The 16,191-nt window shown below is 72.2% G+C and carries 15 protein-coding genes; 1 reads left to right on the top strand and 14 read right to left on the bottom strand.

From position 1 onward, the window contains the following. Positions 1 to 106: 106 nt before the first annotated feature. The 12 genes from terL to D9598_RS08035 form a co-directional block, all read right to left on the bottom strand. Positions 107 to 1,579 (bottom strand): phage terminase large subunit, encoded by a 1,473-nt coding sequence (terL, locus tag D9598_RS08090; protein ID WP_198365946.1) that lies wholly within the window; start codon positions 1,577 to 1,579, stop codon positions 107 to 109. Next, positions 1,560 to 1,880: a hypothetical protein gene (locus D9598_RS08085; protein WP_198365945.1), complete on the bottom strand. Its 321-nt coding sequence runs from the start codon at positions 1,878 to 1,880 to the stop codon at positions 1,560 to 1,562. Before D9598_RS08085 ends, terL begins: the two co-directional genes overlap by 20 nt. A 49-nt stretch (positions 1,881 to 1,929) precedes the next feature. Next, positions 1,930 to 4,299, bottom strand: coding sequence for a glycosyl hydrolase family 28-related protein (locus D9598_RS08080; RefSeq protein WP_198365944.1), 2,370 nt, complete (start codon positions 4,297 to 4,299; stop codon positions 1,930 to 1,932). 65 nt (positions 4,300 to 4,364) lie between these two features. Next, complete coding sequence (locus D9598_RS08075) at positions 4,365 to 4,805, bottom strand: hypothetical protein (RefSeq protein WP_198365943.1); 441 nt, start codon at positions 4,803 to 4,805, stop codon at positions 4,365 to 4,367. Then, on the bottom strand, positions 4,805 to 6,685 hold the full coding sequence (locus D9598_RS08070; protein ID WP_198365942.1) for a hypothetical protein: 1,881 nt from the start codon (positions 6,683 to 6,685) through the stop codon (positions 4,805 to 4,807). Before D9598_RS08070 ends, D9598_RS08075 begins: the two co-directional genes overlap by 1 nt. 4 nt (positions 6,686 to 6,689) lie before the next feature. Further along, positions 6,690 to 7,259, bottom strand: a complete 570-nt coding sequence (locus tag D9598_RS08065; RefSeq protein WP_198365941.1) for a hypothetical protein — start codon at positions 7,257 to 7,259, stop codon at positions 6,690 to 6,692. Between the two features lie 73 nt (positions 7,260 to 7,332). Beyond that, positions 7,333 to 8,166: a phage capsid protein gene (locus D9598_RS08060; RefSeq protein WP_198365940.1), complete on the bottom strand. Its 834-nt coding sequence runs from the start codon at positions 8,164 to 8,166 to the stop codon at positions 7,333 to 7,335. Positions 8,167 to 8,323: 157 nt separating this feature from the next. After that, positions 8,324 to 9,064, bottom strand: a complete 741-nt coding sequence (locus D9598_RS08055; protein WP_198365939.1) for a capsid assembly protein — start codon at positions 9,062 to 9,064, stop codon at positions 8,324 to 8,326. A gap of 8 nt (positions 9,065 to 9,072) precedes the next feature. Next, positions 9,073 to 10,488: a portal protein gene (locus tag D9598_RS08050; RefSeq protein WP_198365938.1), complete on the bottom strand. Its 1,416-nt coding sequence runs from the start codon at positions 10,486 to 10,488 to the stop codon at positions 9,073 to 9,075. A gap of 5 nt (positions 10,489 to 10,493) precedes the next feature. After that, a complete protein-coding gene (locus tag D9598_RS08045; RefSeq protein ID WP_198365937.1) occupies positions 10,494 to 10,727 on the bottom strand; it encodes a hypothetical protein in 234 nt (77 codons plus the stop codon). A 149-nt stretch (positions 10,728 to 10,876) separates the two neighbouring features. After that, positions 10,877 to 11,344 carry a hypothetical protein gene (locus D9598_RS08040; protein WP_198365936.1) on the bottom strand — a complete coding sequence of 156 codons (468 nt, stop codon included), beginning with the start codon at positions 11,342 to 11,344 and terminating at the stop codon, positions 10,877 to 10,879. Further along, a complete protein-coding gene (locus tag D9598_RS08035) occupies positions 11,341 to 11,775 on the bottom strand; it encodes a hypothetical protein (RefSeq protein WP_198365935.1) in 435 nt (144 codons plus the stop codon). The genes D9598_RS08040 and D9598_RS08035 overlap by 4 nt, the downstream gene beginning before the upstream one ends. 121 nt (positions 11,776 to 11,896) lie before the next feature. Between D9598_RS08035 and D9598_RS08030 the strand changes: the two genes are divergently transcribed. Beyond that, positions 11,897 to 12,547 carry a helix-turn-helix transcriptional regulator gene (locus D9598_RS08030; protein ID WP_198365934.1) on the top strand — a complete coding sequence of 217 codons (651 nt, stop codon included), beginning with the start codon at positions 11,897 to 11,899 and terminating at the stop codon, positions 12,545 to 12,547. Between the two features lie 22 nt (positions 12,548 to 12,569). Here the strand turns inward: D9598_RS08030 and D9598_RS08025 are convergent, their stop codons facing one another. Together D9598_RS08025 and D9598_RS08020 are read right to left on the bottom strand one after the other, a co-directional pair. Further along, on the bottom strand, positions 12,570 to 14,504 hold the full coding sequence (locus D9598_RS08025) for a lysylphosphatidylglycerol synthase domain-containing protein (RefSeq protein WP_198365933.1): 1,935 nt from the start codon (positions 14,502 to 14,504) through the stop codon (positions 12,570 to 12,572). Further along, a complete protein-coding gene (locus tag D9598_RS08020) occupies positions 14,501 to 16,147 on the bottom strand; it encodes a lysine--tRNA ligase (protein WP_198365932.1) in 1,647 nt (548 codons plus the stop codon). The genes D9598_RS08025 and D9598_RS08020 overlap by 4 nt, the downstream gene beginning before the upstream one ends. Positions 16,148 to 16,191: the final 44 nt, after the last annotated feature.

Here is a 16,191-nt window from a genome sequence, read left to right as displayed (position 1 = left end):
ATCGGGGGGGGTGGGGTCGGGATGGCCGGGGCCGCGGGCGCAACTTGCCTGCTGACAGCCCCTCTCTAGCCGCCGGCCGGCCCCATGGCAAACAAAACAAGAACATTTACATGTAAGATTGAGTCAGGGCGGGCACCGTTCCGTCGATCCCGCGCCAGCCCGCCCCCCGCGCCGCGGGCGGCGCGCCGGGCAGCCGCACGGGCTCGGCCAGCAGGCAGCCCGACAGCGCGTCCAACGCATCGTCGCGCGTGCCCGCGACGTCGGGCTTCCACTCGGCCATCTCCACCGGGAAGGGCGTGCGGAACACCTGCTCGTGCGCGTGCAGCTTCCGTGCCGCCAGCAGCGGGTCGAGGGCGGAGAGGATGCGTTCCTGCTTGGCGCGGTGGCTGTGCTGCTCGACCACGGCGCAGGCCGCCCCGGCGCGCGCCATCTCCCGCCGCAGCACCGCCGGCAGGAACCTGCCGAGCCCGTTGGTCTCGACGCGCACGACGGGCAGCAGCAGCTCCCGCGCCAGCCGCGCGACGGCGCGGCATTGCTGGGTCGCCGGATCGTCCGGCGCGTCCGGCTCCTGCACGATATAGGCGATGCGATGCAGGTAGTGGTTGCCCTCGGCATCGGCGTAGGTCGCGGCGAGGACGCTGGAATCGCCACGCTCCGGCCGTCCGAAGGCCGGGTCCCAGAAGCCGCCGCCCGAGACCATGCGGCGGCCGAGCAGGCTGAGCACCGGCCGCCCCTGCGCCTCGCGGTAGTCGATCTCCTCGGCGTAGCGGATCAGCAGCGCGGGATCGAGCCGCGCCGCCTCCGCCGCCACCGGCCGCAGCAGCATCTGCCGGCTGAAGTGGATCGGCCCGACCCGCTCGCGCAGCTGCGCCACCATGGCCTCGGAGAAGCGTTCCGGCCAGGCGCTGCGCCCCGCGCCATCCAGCAGCGGGATGCGCAGGCGGCGATAGCCGGCGAGCCAGCTCTCGCCCTCCTGCGCCGTGCGGTAGAGACTCTCGGCGCAGTGCGGCGTCCCGACATAGAGGATGGTGCCGCCCGGCGTCAGGATGAACTCGGTCTCGGCCAGCCGCTCCCGCAGTTCCGCGCGCTTGCCGGCGGTGTCGCAGTTCCCGGCCACCTCGACGTCGTCGCAGACGATGACATCGGCGCGCAGGCCGGTGATGTTGCCGCCGAGCCCCGCCGCCAGCATCGAGGGGTCGCGCAGCGCGCCCGGCCGCTCGACGGTGAAGCGGTCCACCGCCCAGGCCTCGGGCGAGGCCGGGACGAGCGGACGGCAGAGCGGGTGCCGCTCGACGATGCGCCGCACGGTGGCGACCATCTTGGTGGCCAGCGGATGGTCCGCCGCCAGCACCAGGATGCGCGTCTCCGGCCGGCGATACAGCAGCCAGGCGCAGTAGAGCCCGACCAGCGTGGACTTGCCGCAGCCGCGGAAGGCCATCAGCAGCAGCCGGTGGTCACCCGCCGCGCGACGGCCCTCCAGCCAGCGCAGGACGCGACGGTGTACGGGCGGCGTGCCCTGCCCGGCCTGGCTGTTCCAGACCCAGACGAATTCGAGCAGGTCAGCCGGAGGGTCCGTCATCGTCCTCGCATGCCTCCTCGGCTTCGGCGGTCTCCACCAGGGCGCTGCGGGCCTGCCGCAGCAACGCGCCGGCCTCCGCCACGCCCTGCTCCTCCCCGGCACCGGCGGAGCGGACGAGCTTCAGCAGGTATTCCAGATGGGTCAGGGCCGACTTTGCCGCGCTGTGATGCGCGGCGAAGGCCTTGGCATCGTCATGCGTGCCGGGGGATGGCCCGCGCGCGACGAAGGCCTCGTAGTCGTCCACCACGCGACGGATGGCGCCGCGCAGTTCCTCGGGCGTGACGATCTCGCGCCGTGTCATGGCGTCTCCGGTCCGGGTTCGGGTCCGGCATGGAACGTCCCGTGCATGGTCAGATCCTTGGCTTGGTGGCGCGCACGAACAGGGTTCCGGCGGCGAGGTTGATCGCCAGGCTGCCGTGCCGGTTGGTGGCGCGGCAGGTGACGCTGCCGCCCTGGCCGGTGGTGGTGGTGGCGGCGCTCCATTCGATGAAGCCGGAGGCCGCGGTATGGCTGGCCTGCACCACGTCGCCGCCCTGCACGAAGGGAAGCGGCACGACCTGCGTGGCGTTGCCGCCGGCGGGGATCTCCGGCGGATCGAAGTCGAGGCGCGCCTGCAGCTCGCGGACGCCCCAGCGGCGCGACCCGCCATAGAGGATGCCCGGCGCATGCAGCGCCGAGCAGTAGAGCCGCAGCGCCTTCAGGACGGCGGTCGGCTGCGTGCCCTCCGCCGCGCCCCGCACGCCGATCACCGCCCAGGCGGCATCGGCGTGCAGGGTGACGCGTTGCAGCCGGTTCAGCGGCAGGCTCGCGCCGCCGCTGGTCACCAGGCTGTCGATATTGGCGTTGCCTTCCCACCAGTGCGCGTTGGACGCCTCGGCGGAGCCCGGGAACCGGCCGACGACATTCATGTTCGAGAACAGCACCGGCCGGTCCTGCAGGATGACGTTGCCGCCCGCGTCGAACTGCTGCACCACGATGCGGAGCCGCTCGCCCTCGACCGCGACGAAGAACTCCTTGCAGGCGGCGGCATCGACGACGAAGCCGAGGGCGCGGCTGGTCGGCAGGCCGACACTGTCGCCGTTCAGGACGATGTCCGGCAGGCCCGGAAAGGCGAAGCCATCCAGCGTCGAGGGCGGACCGGCGGGGTTGCCCGACAGGCAGGCCATGCCCTCGAAGCCGATCTCGTCGTTGCTCCAGCGGAAGGCCCGGCCGCGCACATGCCCGGCATCGGCGACCAGGCGGGGGGAGCCCTGCGCCGCCGCGGCCTGGTGCCGGGCGATGACGGTGCCGCCAGCCCGCGTCGCCGTCGCCGGATAGTGCACGGCACAGCCCTCGAAGGCATAGTTGCCGACGTAGTTCACCTCGTAGCAGCAGTCATTGGCACCGCCGGCATGACGCGCGACATAGCGGCTGCACTGCTCCATGCGGACGCCGACGGCCTGGATGCCGCGCTCGTCGCCCGCCTCCAGCAGGAAGGGAATGGCGCCGCGCTGCGGATAGCCCGTGTCGCCACCGCCCCGCTGCAGCTCGAAGCCGGGGCCGAGGAAGAGATGCGCGTTGTGGCGGTTGTAGGCGCCGGCCTCGCAGGAGAAGCGCACGCCGAACCGGTCCATCGAGGGATGCGTCGCCGCCGAGTTGGCGAAGTGCCCGCCGATGTAGCGCACGCTGTTGTTCCAGGCCTCGGCCGTCGCGGTGCGGATGTCGAGGCCGATGCGGTTGTTGACGATGCGCCCGAGATGGATCGTGCTGTCCTCGAAGCCCAGCTCGACGCCGAGGGTGCGGATGCCGATGGTGAAGCCCTCGACGCGCGCGATCGAGACCGAGCAGGCGTCCAGGTTGCGCAGCACGATGCCGATGTCGCGTTCGTCCAGCCAGTCGGAGAGGCTGGCGCGCAGCACGCGCAGGCCCTGGTAGCTCTTGCCCTGGTTGCGCGTGGCCGCGCCGTCGCCGATGGTCAGCGCGGCGCCGCCGCCGGGCCCGGCATAGAGGATGCTGCCGCGCATGACGAGGCCGGCGGCGGCGCCGGGCAGGGTCAGCGGCGATGTCGTGCGATGGCTCCCCTCGCCGATCTCGAGCACCTTGCCGGATGCCGCCGCGGCGTTCATCGCCGCCTGCAGGGCCGGACCATCATCGGTCACGCCATCGCCGGCGGCGCCGAAGTCGCGGACCGAGAGCCGCTCGCCGAGCTTGTCCTCGACGGTGCGCGCGATGGCGCCGGCGAAGGGCGCGAAGAGCACCGGCTCGCGCGCGACGGCGGTGGCATTGCCCAGGCTGTCGAAGGCCAGCAACCTGTTGGCGCGCCCCTCACGCGAGGGCAGCGTCAGCGTCGCCGGGGCATCGCCGGGCGCGGCGCGGAGCGCGGCCTGGAGATCCTCGCGAAGCTCCTGCAGGCCGGCGGTCTGGCGGTCGAGCTCGTCGTTCAGCGTGTTGGCGCGCAGTACTCCGTTCGGCTGGAAGTCGGTCACCCGCTGCATCACCAGAACGCGGCGCAGCAGCACCTGCCGGCCCGTGGCGGGCGGCTGTCGGAAGGTGACCAGGCCGCCTTCCGAGGCGCCGGCGCCCTGGATGAGGAAGCCCTCCTGCGTCACCAGCCCATCGACGCGGACCTCAAGATCCGCCTCCTCGAAGATGGGGAACGGAAAGACGAAGGCGGTCTGCGCGCCGTCCGCCACGTAGTGCACACGCGGCGCGACGTCGCCGATGCGGATATGCTCGGCCATGCGGGTCTCTCTTGGAAAGGGGGGAAGGGAGCGGCCGGGCCGCATCGGCGCGAGCCGGAGCCGCCCTACTCCAGCAGGGAGCGGAGTGCGCCGCTGAAGCCGTTGCCGGCGCGCAGCCAGGTGGTCAGCGAGCCGTCGGCGTTCAGCAGCGAGCTGCGGCCGGCGGCCATGCGGGTGGCGAACTGCTCGTTGCTGTCCGCCGCAGCCTCCGCCGCATCCCGTTCCAGCCCGGTCGTGATGGCGGCTGCCGATCCCTGGTCCGGGTTGACGCCGGAGGCGGCCAGCCGCGCGCGCGTGGCCGCCGTGGTGCGCTCCAGCCGGTCGGCCCGCGCGCGTGCCTCGCTCTCCTGCTGGACCGCGAGCTGCTGCTGCCGCAGGGCCAGGCCCTCCGCCTCCTGCTGCTGCTGCGCCTTGGCCTGCGCGGCCTGTGCCTGGCCCTGCCGCACCGTGCCATAGAGCGAGGCGCCGGTGCCGACGAGCGTGGCGATCGGAGCGAGCTGTGCCATCAGTCGGTCATCCTCGTTTCGGTGGTGACGGAAAGCAGCGTCAGGGGCAGCGGTGTCTCGCCCTCGATCCGCCAGAGCGGCCGCAGGGCGTCACGCTGCCAGCCCAGGCCGCGCAGGGTGACGTCGCCGGTGAAGGGCGGCGGCGCCGCGTCGAGCATCGGCGTGTCCAGCCGGCGAAAGGGCACCGGCCTCGCGCCGCTTCCGAGATCGACCGAGAGCGCCGCGGTGCCGAGCAGGCGAAAGGTGGCGGAGATCAGGCGCAGGGGCACGCTGCGCGCCCCTGCCGCGCCGGAGAGCTGCGGCGGCAGCGGCTCGATGACATGCGCGAAGCCGAGGCCGACCTGCAGCGCCTGCGCCTCCGGCTCCACCGTGACGGCGCCGCCCCCGACCGTCGCGCCGCCCAGCGGCGTTCCGTCGGCCACCACCTGCACCTTCCGGCCTTCCAGATGCGCGAGGCCCGACCAGATCCTCCGTGGCGTCGCACTGGCGCCGGTCAGGCCGGAATCCACCGCCATGGCGGGATCGAAGCGTTCCAGCCTGATGCGGCCGTCACGCTCCACGGCGCACCAGACCGTGCCGTCGATCTCGGCCAGGGCCCGGAAGGCGCCGGCGGTCTCCTGCCGCGTCCAGGCCGTGACCAGCTCCGTGCGGTAGAGCGTCAGCGTCGCCAGCCAGCCCTCGGCCATCGCGACGTGCAGCAGGCGCCGCGTCTGGTCGTAGACCATCGAGACCGGCTCCTGCACCAGGTGCCGCGCGACCAGCGCCAGGTCGTTCGCCTGATAGGCCTGCTGGACATCGGTATAGGCGTATTCATGCACCGCCTGGCCGGAGCGGCCGATGAAGATCGTGCTGCCATCGACATCGACCGGCGGAATGATGCGGGCGATGGGGGAGCCGATGCGCGTCTGCCGGTGCAGCTGGATCGAGGCCGGCGTCATCGGATCGCCCGTCACCATCCATTCGGCGCCGGAGGTGAAGACCTGCAGGTGCCGCCCGGAGAAGACGGCGCGGATGGCGTTCACCTGGTCCGAGAGCAGCGCGAACTCGATCGCCTGGTCGTCGAGGCCGGTGCCGAGGTCGAAGTTGAACAGGTCGCCCGAACGCGACAGCCATAGGCGGTTCGGCAGATCGCGCGAGCCGCCGATCACCAGCCGGTCCTGATGGAAGCAGAGCGTCACCGGCCAGCCATGCACGCCGCTGAAGGCCGCCTCGTCCCAGTCGTCCGTCGGGGCGGCAGCGGCCAGCGTCTCCTCGACGACAGCGGTCGCCACGCCCGGCGAGGCGATGGCCGTGACGACGATCCGCCGGCCGCCGATCCGCAGCCGCGTGCCGACATGGCCCGCCTGGAAGAAGGCGGCGCTGGCCGTCAGCGTCACGGTGCCGCCGGTGCCGCTCGGCGCCAGCGTCAGGCCGGGCGGGGCGTAGCGGAAGTAGGGCTGCGCCACCCAGTCCCAGGCGGCCAGGCTCCAGGCCGTGTGGCTGCCGCGCGTCAGGCGCTGCGGCATCATCTCGGGATGCGCCAGCAGCAGGGTGTCGGCGCTCTGCGTGTGCGCGATCTGGTCCAGCATCGCCTCGGTCCAGGGCGCGGCGATCTCGGCGACCGGTGCGTCGTCCATGAAGACCTGCAGCCGGAGATGCGTCAGCACCAGCAGATAGGTCTGCTCGGTGTTGAACTCGAAGGCGATCAGCCGTGCCTTGCCAGGCAGCATGGCGACATGCCGCAGGCCGGGGCGGCGGGTGACGCCGCCGGTCGGCTGGATGAAGACATTGCGCAGGCGCCGCGCGCCGTTCTCGTAGGCGCGCATGTCCGGGCGGCCCAGGAGTTCGTCGCCGAGCTCGCCCGCGGTGAAGCTGGTCTTGGTGTTGCGGCCGCCGGCCATGATGTCACCCCCGCGCCGCGATCAGGGGGAAGTGCTCCAGCGCGCGCGCGGTGTGCTGCTGGCTGTCGGTCAGGCGCGCGTTGCGGAACTCGCTCTCGGCCAGGCGGTTCAGAAGTTCGGCGCGCGAGGTGCTCTCGGTCAGCGGAATGCAGAACTCCGCCGCCAGCCGCGTGACCAGCGCGGCGGCGAAGAACGGCGGGAACTCGGATTCCGCCGGCCGGAACAGGTAGGTCAAGGTGACGCGCGGCGCGTCGGTGTGCAGGCGGCTCTCGTGCAGCCGGTAGACCAGGCCGCTGCCCCGCCCCTCCCCGCCGGCCGAAAGCACGCGCAGGAAGTCGGCCGGGAGCTGGTAGGCGAAGGCGAAGTCGGCGTGCGGCGTGGCGAGCAGGCGCGGCAGTTCCATCTGCCCGGTCGCGAAGGACCAGGGATAGGCCGAGAGCAGCGTGTCCCGCGCCGCTGGATAGAGGTTGGCCGCAACCTCCGCCTCGGCGGTGCCCTCGTCGAGCGAGGCGATGGGCTGCGCGCCGATCTTGAGCAGCGCGCGCGAGCAGAGGACGAGGGCGGAGAGCGCCATCGGTCGAAACCTCCTGGTGGGGCGGGGGTGCGGTGATGGCCGGGGCGGCATCCGCCTCCCCGGCCGGCGGTGCTTACTCGGCGGCGCGCATCCGCACGACGCCGGCCTGGTCGATCAGCACCGAGCCCTGGCTCATCATGTTGTTGACGAAGTACGCGGCATGATCGCCATGCCAGGTGATGTCCGTGGCGATGTCCTGGGCCACGGCGTGACCGACCGCCGTCTTGTGGTAGAAGTAGCAGAAGCGGAGGCTGCCGCTCCTGGTCAGTCCGGAATGCGGCATCCAGGTGGCGCCGAGCCAGCGCTTCACCTGCGTGCCCTTCCAGGGCAGCTCGTCGTCGCCGACATAGTTGGCATTGGCGAACTCCTCGATCTGCAGCAGCTGGCTCCACTGCTTCCAGCCGACGATGGCGAAGCGGTTGCCGTCATCCGGCACGTCGGCCGCGCCCAGCATCTCGAAGGCCATCAGCACCTTGGCCTTGGTCAGGCCGTCGGTGTCCCCGGTGCCCGGCGCGGTGCCCACGGCTTCCTGCGTCGCGGTGTCGAGGGCGGCGATGATCAGCTCGTCGGTCTTGCGGCCGAGCGCGTAGGCGCCGGCATTGGCGACGACCTGGCGCTCGTCCACATTCGTCTTCAGCTCGTCGAGGCGGTCGATCCACTCGCCGGCATAGTAGTCCTGCAGGAAGCACTCGACGTTGGAATGCGCCAGGTTCATCACCGGCACGGCGCCGTTGCGCGCCTTCGCCGCCGCCGTGCCGCGGCCGACGATCGGGAAGATGGTCGAGGCGCCGCGAATGTCGGTCTTGCTGCGCACGGTCGGGCGCAGCTTGCTGCCCTGCCGCTGATACGCGGCGTGCACCTCGGACTGGAACTGCTTCGCGAAGACCTGGTCGATGGAAGCGGACATGCCGATATCCTTCAGGAGGGAATCTGGGTTCGGGGGCAGCCGCCCGCGCGCGTCGGTTGGCCGGTCAGGGGGCCGGCGCGGCGGGCACGCCGATGCGCCCGGCGCCCTGCGGGCGACGGGTTCCGCACCGGCGGAATCTCGGGGAAGGCGCGGGCGCTCAGCCCTGGCCGAAGAGGCGCCGGAAGCCGTCCGTCACGCGCTTGACGTATTCCGGCTCGCGCGAGCGCCAGTAGCGCGGGTCACGCATCATCTCGCGCAATGCCTTCTCGTCCATCGCCTCGGTGGCGGCGGCGCCGCGCGCCAGGCTGGGCTCGCCCTTCTCCATCATGCGGTGCAGGGCCAGCACGCCCTCGGCGGTGGTGGAGAGCGCCTCGTAGACCGGCGGCGCCAGGTTGGCGCGGCCCCAGGCGGCGATCTGCGGCGCGATCCGGCGGAACTGCTCCTCGCCGCCGAAGTCCTGCGCCAGCTTCGCCATCTGCTTCTGCGCCTCGTAATCCGCCGCCGCCTCGGCGATCAGCGGCAGCAGGCGCTCGGCCGCCAGGTCATAGACCAGCTGCACCTGCTCGCAGGTGAAGCCGGCCTCGTGCAGGCGGCGGTTCACCCCCGCATCCGGCCCGCAGGCCGCGTGCTTCGGCTCGATGCTGTAGTCCTCGGGGCTGTCGGGCACGCCGAGGGCACGGCGGAACCGCGCCCGCTCCTCCTCCGGAGCTTCGGGACCGGGCGGGGCGAAGCGCTGCGACAGCCGCTTCTCCAGCTCCAGATAGGACTTCAGCAGCGCATCGACGCGCAGCTTGCCGGTCTCGGCGTCCCGGAACTTCTCCGGGATCCCCTCTGGGATCCCCTCCGGGTGGGAGGCGTCCTCACCCTCCAGCGCGGCTTCCAGCAGATTCTCGGACATGCGCTCTGTCATTCCTCGACGGGGTTCAGGATTCCGGCCGGCGCGGCGAGCACGCGGGCCAGGTGGCGGGTGGCGGCCGGGATGTCCAGCTGCGCCACCGCCTGCGGGCCGAGCTGCGCGGCGGCCTGCAGGAAGAGCAGCGTGTTGGCCGCGTCGGCGCGGCCCTGCACGCGGGCGAGCGGTGACTGGTAGGTCAGGCGCACCTCCCGCCCGTCCAGCAGCAGCGGCGGCACCTCGCCGCGCCGCCGCAGGATGCTCAGGCAGCGGGCGACGAGCGGCGTCAGCAGCTCGGCCTGCAGCCGCCCGTAGGTGGCGCCCAGCAGGCGGGCCGTCTCGGCGCTGCGCTCCAGCACCTCGGTCGCCGTCATCTGCGCGCCCCTCGGCGCCGTCAGCCGGTCAGCCAGGAGGGCGGACCGGATGCGGGCGCGAAGATCGTCCAGCACCAGTTGCGAGACATCGAAATTGCCCGGCGCGGCGAGCGGCGTCAGCCCGGAGGAGCCCGGCGCCTTGGGAATGATGGCGCCCGGCACCAGCCGCACCGTGGCCGGGTTCAGCACGCCGTCATCCTCCGCCTGCCAGATGCCGGTGGCGGCGATGGAGGCGTTCTTCAGCACCAGCTCCACCACCTTGTTGGCGGTGCGGATATCGGGCAGCGCCTTCATCACCGGGCCGCGGCCGTAGCTCTCGCCCGGCGCCTTCATCCAGCGGAAGGCGATGAAGGGGCTGTCCAGGAAGCGACCGGCGGCGAGCGGCAGGGCGGCGCCGTCGAGGTCCAGCACAGCGAGGAAGCCGCTGCCGGTCCGCTCCGGCCAGACCGCCTCGACCACGCGGTACGCCCGCGCCGGCCCGTCCCCCGCGGCGGTCAGCGCCGGTGGCAGGGGGGCGCCCGGGTAGCGCGCCGCGATCGCCGCGGCATCGAGGGAGACGGCGCGGAACACCGTGTCCAGCCGGCCGCCCTGCCCCTCCTCCAGCACCGCCTCGCGCAGCGGCACTGCGGTGAAGCGCAGGGCGGAGGCCTCGCCCGGGGGCGCCTCCTCGACCAGCAGCACGCCGGTTCCGGCGACCACGACGTCGAGCAGCGCCTGATGCATCTCGAGCGCGAAGTTGGAGCGGTCGAGGTGGCCCTGCAGCGTCTCGGCCGCGGCCTCCAGCGCCTCGGCGGCGGCCAGCGCATCGGGCCCTTCGGCCAGGGCGCGTGACGGCGCCAGGCCGAACCAGCGCGACCAGGGCGGGGTCAGCTCCGCCATCAGGCTGGAGGCCAGTTGCTCCGCCGCGTCCGCCGCCGTGGCGTCGTAGAGGGCGGGGCCGCCGCTGCCGGGCGTGCCGGAGAGGACATGGTCGTAGCAGTCCTGCCACAGGCTCTCCCAGGGGCGGCGGCGGTCGAGCGCCGCCGCCTGCCGCGCCAGGACGGTTTCGGGGGTCATGCGGCTCATTCTCCGAGCAGGGTCTTGCGCGAGCCGGCCAGGCCGCTCGGCGCGGCGTCCAGCACGCCGCGGGCGGAGGTGGCGATGGTGCCGGGCAGGCCGCGGCGGGAGCGTTCCCGGCTCTCCAGCCGCGCGGTCTGCGCCGCCGCCTCGGAATCGGGCGTGGCGTTCGTCGGGGTCGCCACCGTCTGGGCCGCGGTGACCACCACCGGCTTCGGGGCTCGGAACAGGCCACCCATGCGGGTCGTCTCCTTCTGCGGGTCGGGCCCGATCGGGTGCCCAAAACGCCGCGGGCCCCGCCGGAAGTGTCCGGCGGGGCCCGCGCAGTCTCGGAGGGGGATCGGGGAGGATGTCGCCGGACGCAGCTCGCCCGTTGACAAGGAGGGTTCTACAGGACGGATTTCAGCATGTCAACGACTTTATTCCTATTTTCTTGGGCGCCCCGCAGCGCCCGGTCGAGCCCGTGCGGCGTGATGGCGAAGGGCGCGCCGGCGCCCAGCAGTCCACGGCACACCGCGACGCAGGAATAAGGCGTCAGGGGCGGCAGCCAGCGGCCCCGGGCCGGGCCGGGGGTGAAGGGTCCGCGAATGGTCAGTCCGGCACGGCGATAGAAGCCTGGCAGGTCGAAGGCCGCCGGCACGCCCGGCCGCGTCACCAGCAGACGTCCGGACAACGGCTCAACCACGGTCCAGCCCTGCTCGTCGTGAAGGGCGGCGAAGCAATGCCGGAAGCCGGGGCGCAGCAGCCGCAGCCAGCCCTGATCCGCCTGGCCGCCGAATCCGATCCAGACCCTCTGCGGCTCGGCCAGGGCGTGGCGTGGCGAAAGGCGCGCCCCGAGAGCAGGGCGAGGCGTCACGCCGGGGTCCGCAGCGGCCACTCCACCACCACTGCCTCCTCGGTCAGGTCCATCCCCGGACCCTCGACGATGCCCTTCATCCGCAGCGGCCATTCCAGGCGGCGCAGCGCCTCGGTCCAGATGCGCCAGTCGTTCTTCTCGCGCGCGTAGCGGGGATTCGGCGCCTCGCCCCGCTCGCCCCAGATCCGCAGGATGCGGGCATGCACGAGATCGATGCGGCGCTGGCGGTAGAGGCGGTCGAGGCATTTCACCACGTCGTCGGGCTCGCAGGGGCGAAGCGCCCGGCCGGCGCCGGCGACGATGCGCGCGCCGTCGCGGCGCGCCACCAGCGCGGCCATGGTCCAGATCCAGGCTTCCTCCGCGCTGCGGAAGGGCTCGGCACGGCGCATCGAGGCATAGACGGCAGTGGTGCTGCGGGGGGCGGTGGCCATGAGCGTTCTCGCCAAATAGTTGAATACCGCCCAACCATTGCGATTCTCTTAATAGGTGTCAACACCTATTTGTGATGATGTTCCTATTGCAATCAGACCGGAAGCCTAGGATATTCCGCCCATGCGTCATGACGACATCTGGCGGGCGGTCGATGCCCTGGCCGCGGAGCACGGTCTCTCCCCTTCGGGCCTGGCCCGCAAGGCCGGGCTGGACCCGACCGCCTTCAATCCCTCCAAGCGCCTCGGCGCCGACGGGCGGGCGCGCTGGCCCTCGACGGAGAGCATCGCCAAGATCCTCCTGGCCACCGGCACCGACATGGACAGCTTCGCCTCCCTGGTCACCGGGACCCCGGCCCTGCAGTCCGGCGCCCGCAGCGGCGCGGCGGGGCGGCGCATCCCGCTGATCGGCCTGGCCCAGGCGGGCGGCGACGGCTACTTCGGTGATGGCGGCTACCCGGTCGGCGGTTCCTGGGACGAGATCAGCACGCCGGAACTTTCCGACCCCAATGCCTATGCGCTGGAAATCTCGGGCGAGAGCATGGAGCCGGTGTTCCGCGATGGCGACATCGTCATCGTCTCGCCCAATTCGCCGGTGCGGCGGGGCGACCGCGTGGTGGTGCGCACCCAGAAGGGCGAGGTGATGGCCAAGCAGCTGGTGCGGCAATCCGCCCGCCGCGTGGAGCTGGCCAGCCTCAACCCGGCGCATCCCAACTACAATTTCGACCTCGCCGAGCTGGCCTGGATGCACCGCATCCTCTGGGCGAGCCAATAGGCGGCCCGATGGGCGATCCGCTTCAGCGCGGCGGCGCCTCCCGCCCCAGCGCCTTCAGCACCAGCTCCGGGTCGCTCTCCGCCGGGCATACGAGGTAGCGGTCCTGCCCCAGCGGCAGCGCCGCCAGGCCGGTATCCTCATAGGCCCGCAGCAGTTCCGGCCCGACCTGCCAGAAGGCATGGGCCACGCCGTTGCGGTCGCAGAGGTCGCGGAAGCGCCAGATGGCGGTGATGCGGGCCGAGGCATCGCCGGCCGGGTCGCCGATGCCGATCCAGACCTGCTCACGCCGGACGAAGGCGAAGCCGGCGCCGCGCCCGCCCTCGACGAAAAGGGCGCCATCACCCTCCGCCGGCACGCGGGCCCCGAGCGCGGCCAGCCGCGCCCGCGTCGCCATGTCGTAGGAGGGCGCGCGGATCCGCGCCGGCCGCAACAGCCGCGCCGCCGCCGCCAGCAGCAGCACGCCGCAGAGACCGACGGCGAAGCGCAGGGTGTGTGGCGCCTCGTCCGAGAAGGGCACTTCCCACCAGGGCTCGTGCGACACCGGCCCTTCCCAGGCGATGCGCGCCAGCACCAGGGCGGCGGCCGCGCTGGCGGTCAGGGGCAGCAGCGTGCCGCGGGCCAGCGGCTCGCCGGTCAGGCGGGCGTCGCGGTAGAAGGCGGTGCTGAAGCAGGCCAGCAGGCCACCCAGCACGGCGAAGCCGCCGGAGATCCACCATGGCTCGCCGCGCAGCAGGGTGATGAAGCAGCCGAGCAGCAGCAGCACGATGCCGCCGATCCAGCCGATCCTCAGTCGCCGCACCATGCCATAGGCGACCACCAGCAGCAGCGAGCCGATCAGCGAGGCGGCGAACTGGCTGGCCAGCGCGGCCCAGTCGCCGGCCCAGACGGCCAGTTGCGAGCCGCGCGCCGGCAGGGCGCCGATGAACAGCAGCACGCCCCCGGCCAGGCCCGAGAGCCCGGCCAGCACCGGGCCTTCCAGCGCATCCGTCACGCGGGCCTCGGCGCCGAATCCGCTCAGCAGGTGGCGGCGCTGACCGATCTCGAAGCCGGCGAACAGGATGCCCGCCAGGAAGAGCGGGATGATGTAGTAGAAGAAGCGGAAGATCAGCAGGGCGCCGATGACCTGCGGCGCCGGCACATAGGGCGCGAGCCCGACCAGCACCGCCGTGTCGAAGACACCGAGGCCGCCGGGCACATTGGCCGCGAGCCCCGCCGTGTAGGCGGCGAGGTAGATGCCGAGGAACCGCGCGAAGCTCAGCCCCGGCGCCTCGGGCAGCAGAACGTAGAAGATCATCGCCGTCACCGCGACATCCACGCCGGCCAGCAGGGTCTGGGCGCAGGCCATGCGGAAGCCGGGCAGGTCGATGCGGTGGCCGAAGACGGTGAAATGCGGCAGCAGGCGGGAGAGCAGGATATAGGTCGCGACCACGCCGAGCAGCGCCACGCCGACGGTCTGCATCGCCCAGTGCGGCAGGTTCTCGGCGATCCATGGCACCACCTCCGGCTCCCAGATCAGCACCATGCCGCCCAGCGCCATGCCGCCCAGGCCGAAGGTCAGGCTGGTGAAGGCGATGACCTTGGCGATCTCGCCCGGGGTCAGTCCCCATGCCGCGTAGAAGCGGTAGCGCACCGCCGCGCCGGAGACGGCGGCGAAACCGAGGTTGTGCGCCAGGGTATAGGCGCAGAAGGAGGCCAGCGAACTGCGCGCGTAGCTGACGGGCTTGCCGGCATAGACCGAGCCGAGGCGGTCGTAGATCGTCAGCACCGCATAGGCGAGCAGCGTCCAGCCCGCCGCCACCCAGAGCTGCCGGCCCGGGATGGCGTCCAGGGCGGCGCGGACATCCGCCATGGAGAGGTCGCGGAACTCCCGCTGCACCACATAGAGGGCGCCGACCAGCAGGGCGAGGCCGAAGACCGTCGGCCCGTGCCGGCGCAGCAGGCCGATTGCCCGGCTCACGCCCGTGCCGTCTCCGCCGCGACCGCCTCCCGCGGTGGTCGGGCCAGCGCCTCCTCGATCAGGCGGATGGTCTCCGGCACCCCATAGGCGGCGGCGAGGCTGCCGAAGCGCGGCCCCTGATCGGCGCCCACCAATACCTGGTACAGTGCGTTGAACCAGCCGCGTGAGACGCCGTTCGAGCCGTCCTTCATCTTCTGGATGAAGGGCTCGCGCCGGCCGGCGTCATAGACGTCGACCTGGATGCGCTCGGCCTGCGGCAGGCCGGGCGGCAGCGCCTCGATCTCCTGCCGGTGCGCGCGCAGCAGGTCGATCAGCGCCTGGAAGCAGGGCCGCTCCTCCGCGGTCGGCGCGCGCGGCGTGAGCCCGGGCAGCACGAAGTCGCGCGCATAGGCCACGGCATACTCGACCAGCTGGCCCAGCAGCGGCTGCGTCTCCGGCGTGGCGCCGGGGGCGTAGTTGCGCACGAACTTCCACAACCGCTCCGGCGTGTCGGCGGCGGCCACCGTGGCGAGGTTCAGCAGCATGCCGAAGGTCAGCGGGGGTTCCGGCGTGTTCGGCACCTCGCCGCCATGGATGTGCCAGTCCGGATTGGCCGGGTCCTGGCTGGCGCGCAGCCGCTCCCGCTGCTGCAGGTACTCGTCCGTGGCGCGGGGGATGACGTCGAAATGCAACCGCTTCGCCCGGCCCGGCTGCTGGTACATGAAGTAGGCCAGGCTCTCGGGGGGGGCGTAGCGCAGCCATTCCTCGATCGTCAGCCCGTTGCCCTTGGACTTGCTGATCTTCTGGCCATTGGCGTCGAGGAACAGCTCGTAGGTCATGCTGACCGGCGGCTCGGCCCCCAGCACCCGGCAGATCGCCGAGGAGAGGCGGACGCTGTCGATCAGGTCCTTGCCCGACATCTCGTAATCGACGCCGAGGGCGAACCAGCGCATCGCCCAGTCGGCCTTCCACTGCGCCTTCACATGGCCGCCGGTCACCGGCGTCTCGAAGCGCTCGCCGCTCTCCGGGTCACGCCAGACGATGGTCCCGTCCTGGGGCCGTGTCTCCTCCACCGGCACCTGCATCACCACCCCCGTCCGCGGATGCACCGGCAGGAAGGGCGAATAGGTGGCGCGGCGGTCCGGCCCCAGCGTCGGCAGGATCACCTGCCGCACCTCCTCATGCGCCTCCAGCATCCGCAGCAGCGCCGCGTCGAACCGGCCCGAGCGGTAGTAGTCGGTGGCCGAGGCGAACTCGTACTCGAAGCCGAAGGCGTCCAGGAAGGCGCGCAGCCGGGCGTTGTTGTGGTGCCCGAAGCTCTCATGCGTGCCGAAGGGGTCGGGGATGGCGGTCAGCGACTTGCCGAGATGCTGCCGCAGCACATCGCCGTTCGGCACGTTGTCCGGCACCTTGCGCAGCCCGTCCATGTCGTCCGAGAAGGCCAGCAGGCGGGACGGCAGGCCGGTCAGGCGGGTGAAGGCATTGCGCACCCAGGAAGTGCGCGCCACCTCGCCGAAGGTGCCGATATGCGGCAGGCCGGAAGGGCCGTAGCCGGTCTCGAACAGCGCCGTTTTCTTGCCGGACGCGGCGAGGCGATCGGCGACCTTGGCGGCTTCCTCGAAGGGCCAGGCCTTGACGGTGCGGAGCGATGGATCGGCGGTCATTCCCGCCCCATGCCAGCGCCGCGTGCCGCGGTCAACGCGCCCAG

This window comes from Roseomonas sp. KE0001, from assembly GCF_016107285.1.
Classification (GTDB): Bacteria; Pseudomonadota; Alphaproteobacteria; order Acetobacterales; family Acetobacteraceae; genus Pseudoroseomonas.
This window is presented reverse-complemented; position numbering and strand designations above follow the sequence as displayed.

Coding starts and splice junctions, on each gene's coding strand:
- terL (WP_198365946.1), bottom strand. CDS start 1,579: ATGACGGACCCTCCGGCTGACCTGCTCGAATTCGTCTGGGTCTGGAAC.
- D9598_RS08085 (WP_198365945.1), bottom strand. CDS start 1,880: ATGACACGGCGCGAGATCGTCACGCCCGAGGAACTGCGCGGCGCCATC.
- D9598_RS08080 (WP_198365944.1), bottom strand. CDS start 4,299: ATGGCCGAGCATATCCGCATCGGCGACGTCGCGCCGCGTGTGCACTAC.
- D9598_RS08075 (WP_198365943.1), bottom strand. CDS start 4,805: ATGGCACAGCTCGCTCCGATCGCCACGCTCGTCGGCACCGGCGCCTCG.
- D9598_RS08070 (WP_198365942.1), bottom strand. CDS start 6,685: ATGGCCGGCGGCCGCAACACCAAGACCAGCTTCACCGCGGGCGAGCTC.
- D9598_RS08065 (WP_198365941.1), bottom strand. CDS start 7,259: ATGGCGCTCTCCGCCCTCGTCCTCTGCTCGCGCGCGCTGCTCAAGATC.
- D9598_RS08060 (WP_198365940.1), bottom strand. CDS start 8,166: ATGTCCGCTTCCATCGACCAGGTCTTCGCGAAGCAGTTCCAGTCCGAG.
- D9598_RS08055 (WP_198365939.1), bottom strand. CDS start 9,064: ATGTCCGAGAATCTGCTGGAAGCCGCGCTGGAGGGTGAGGACGCCTCC.
- D9598_RS08050 (WP_198365938.1), bottom strand. CDS start 10,488: ATGACCCCCGAAACCGTCCTGGCGCGGCAGGCGGCGGCGCTCGACCGC.
- D9598_RS08045 (WP_198365937.1), bottom strand. CDS start 10,727: ATGGGTGGCCTGTTCCGAGCCCCGAAGCCGGTGGTGGTCACCGCGGCC.
- D9598_RS08035 (WP_198365935.1), bottom strand. CDS start 11,775: ATGGCCACCGCCCCCCGCAGCACCACTGCCGTCTATGCCTCGATGCGC.
- D9598_RS08030 (WP_198365934.1), top strand. CDS start 11,897: ATGCGTCATGACGACATCTGGCGGGCGGTCGATGCCCTGGCCGCGGAG.
- D9598_RS08020 (WP_198365932.1), bottom strand. CDS start 16,147: ATGACCGCCGATCCATCGCTCCGCACCGTCAAGGCCTGGCCCTTCGAG.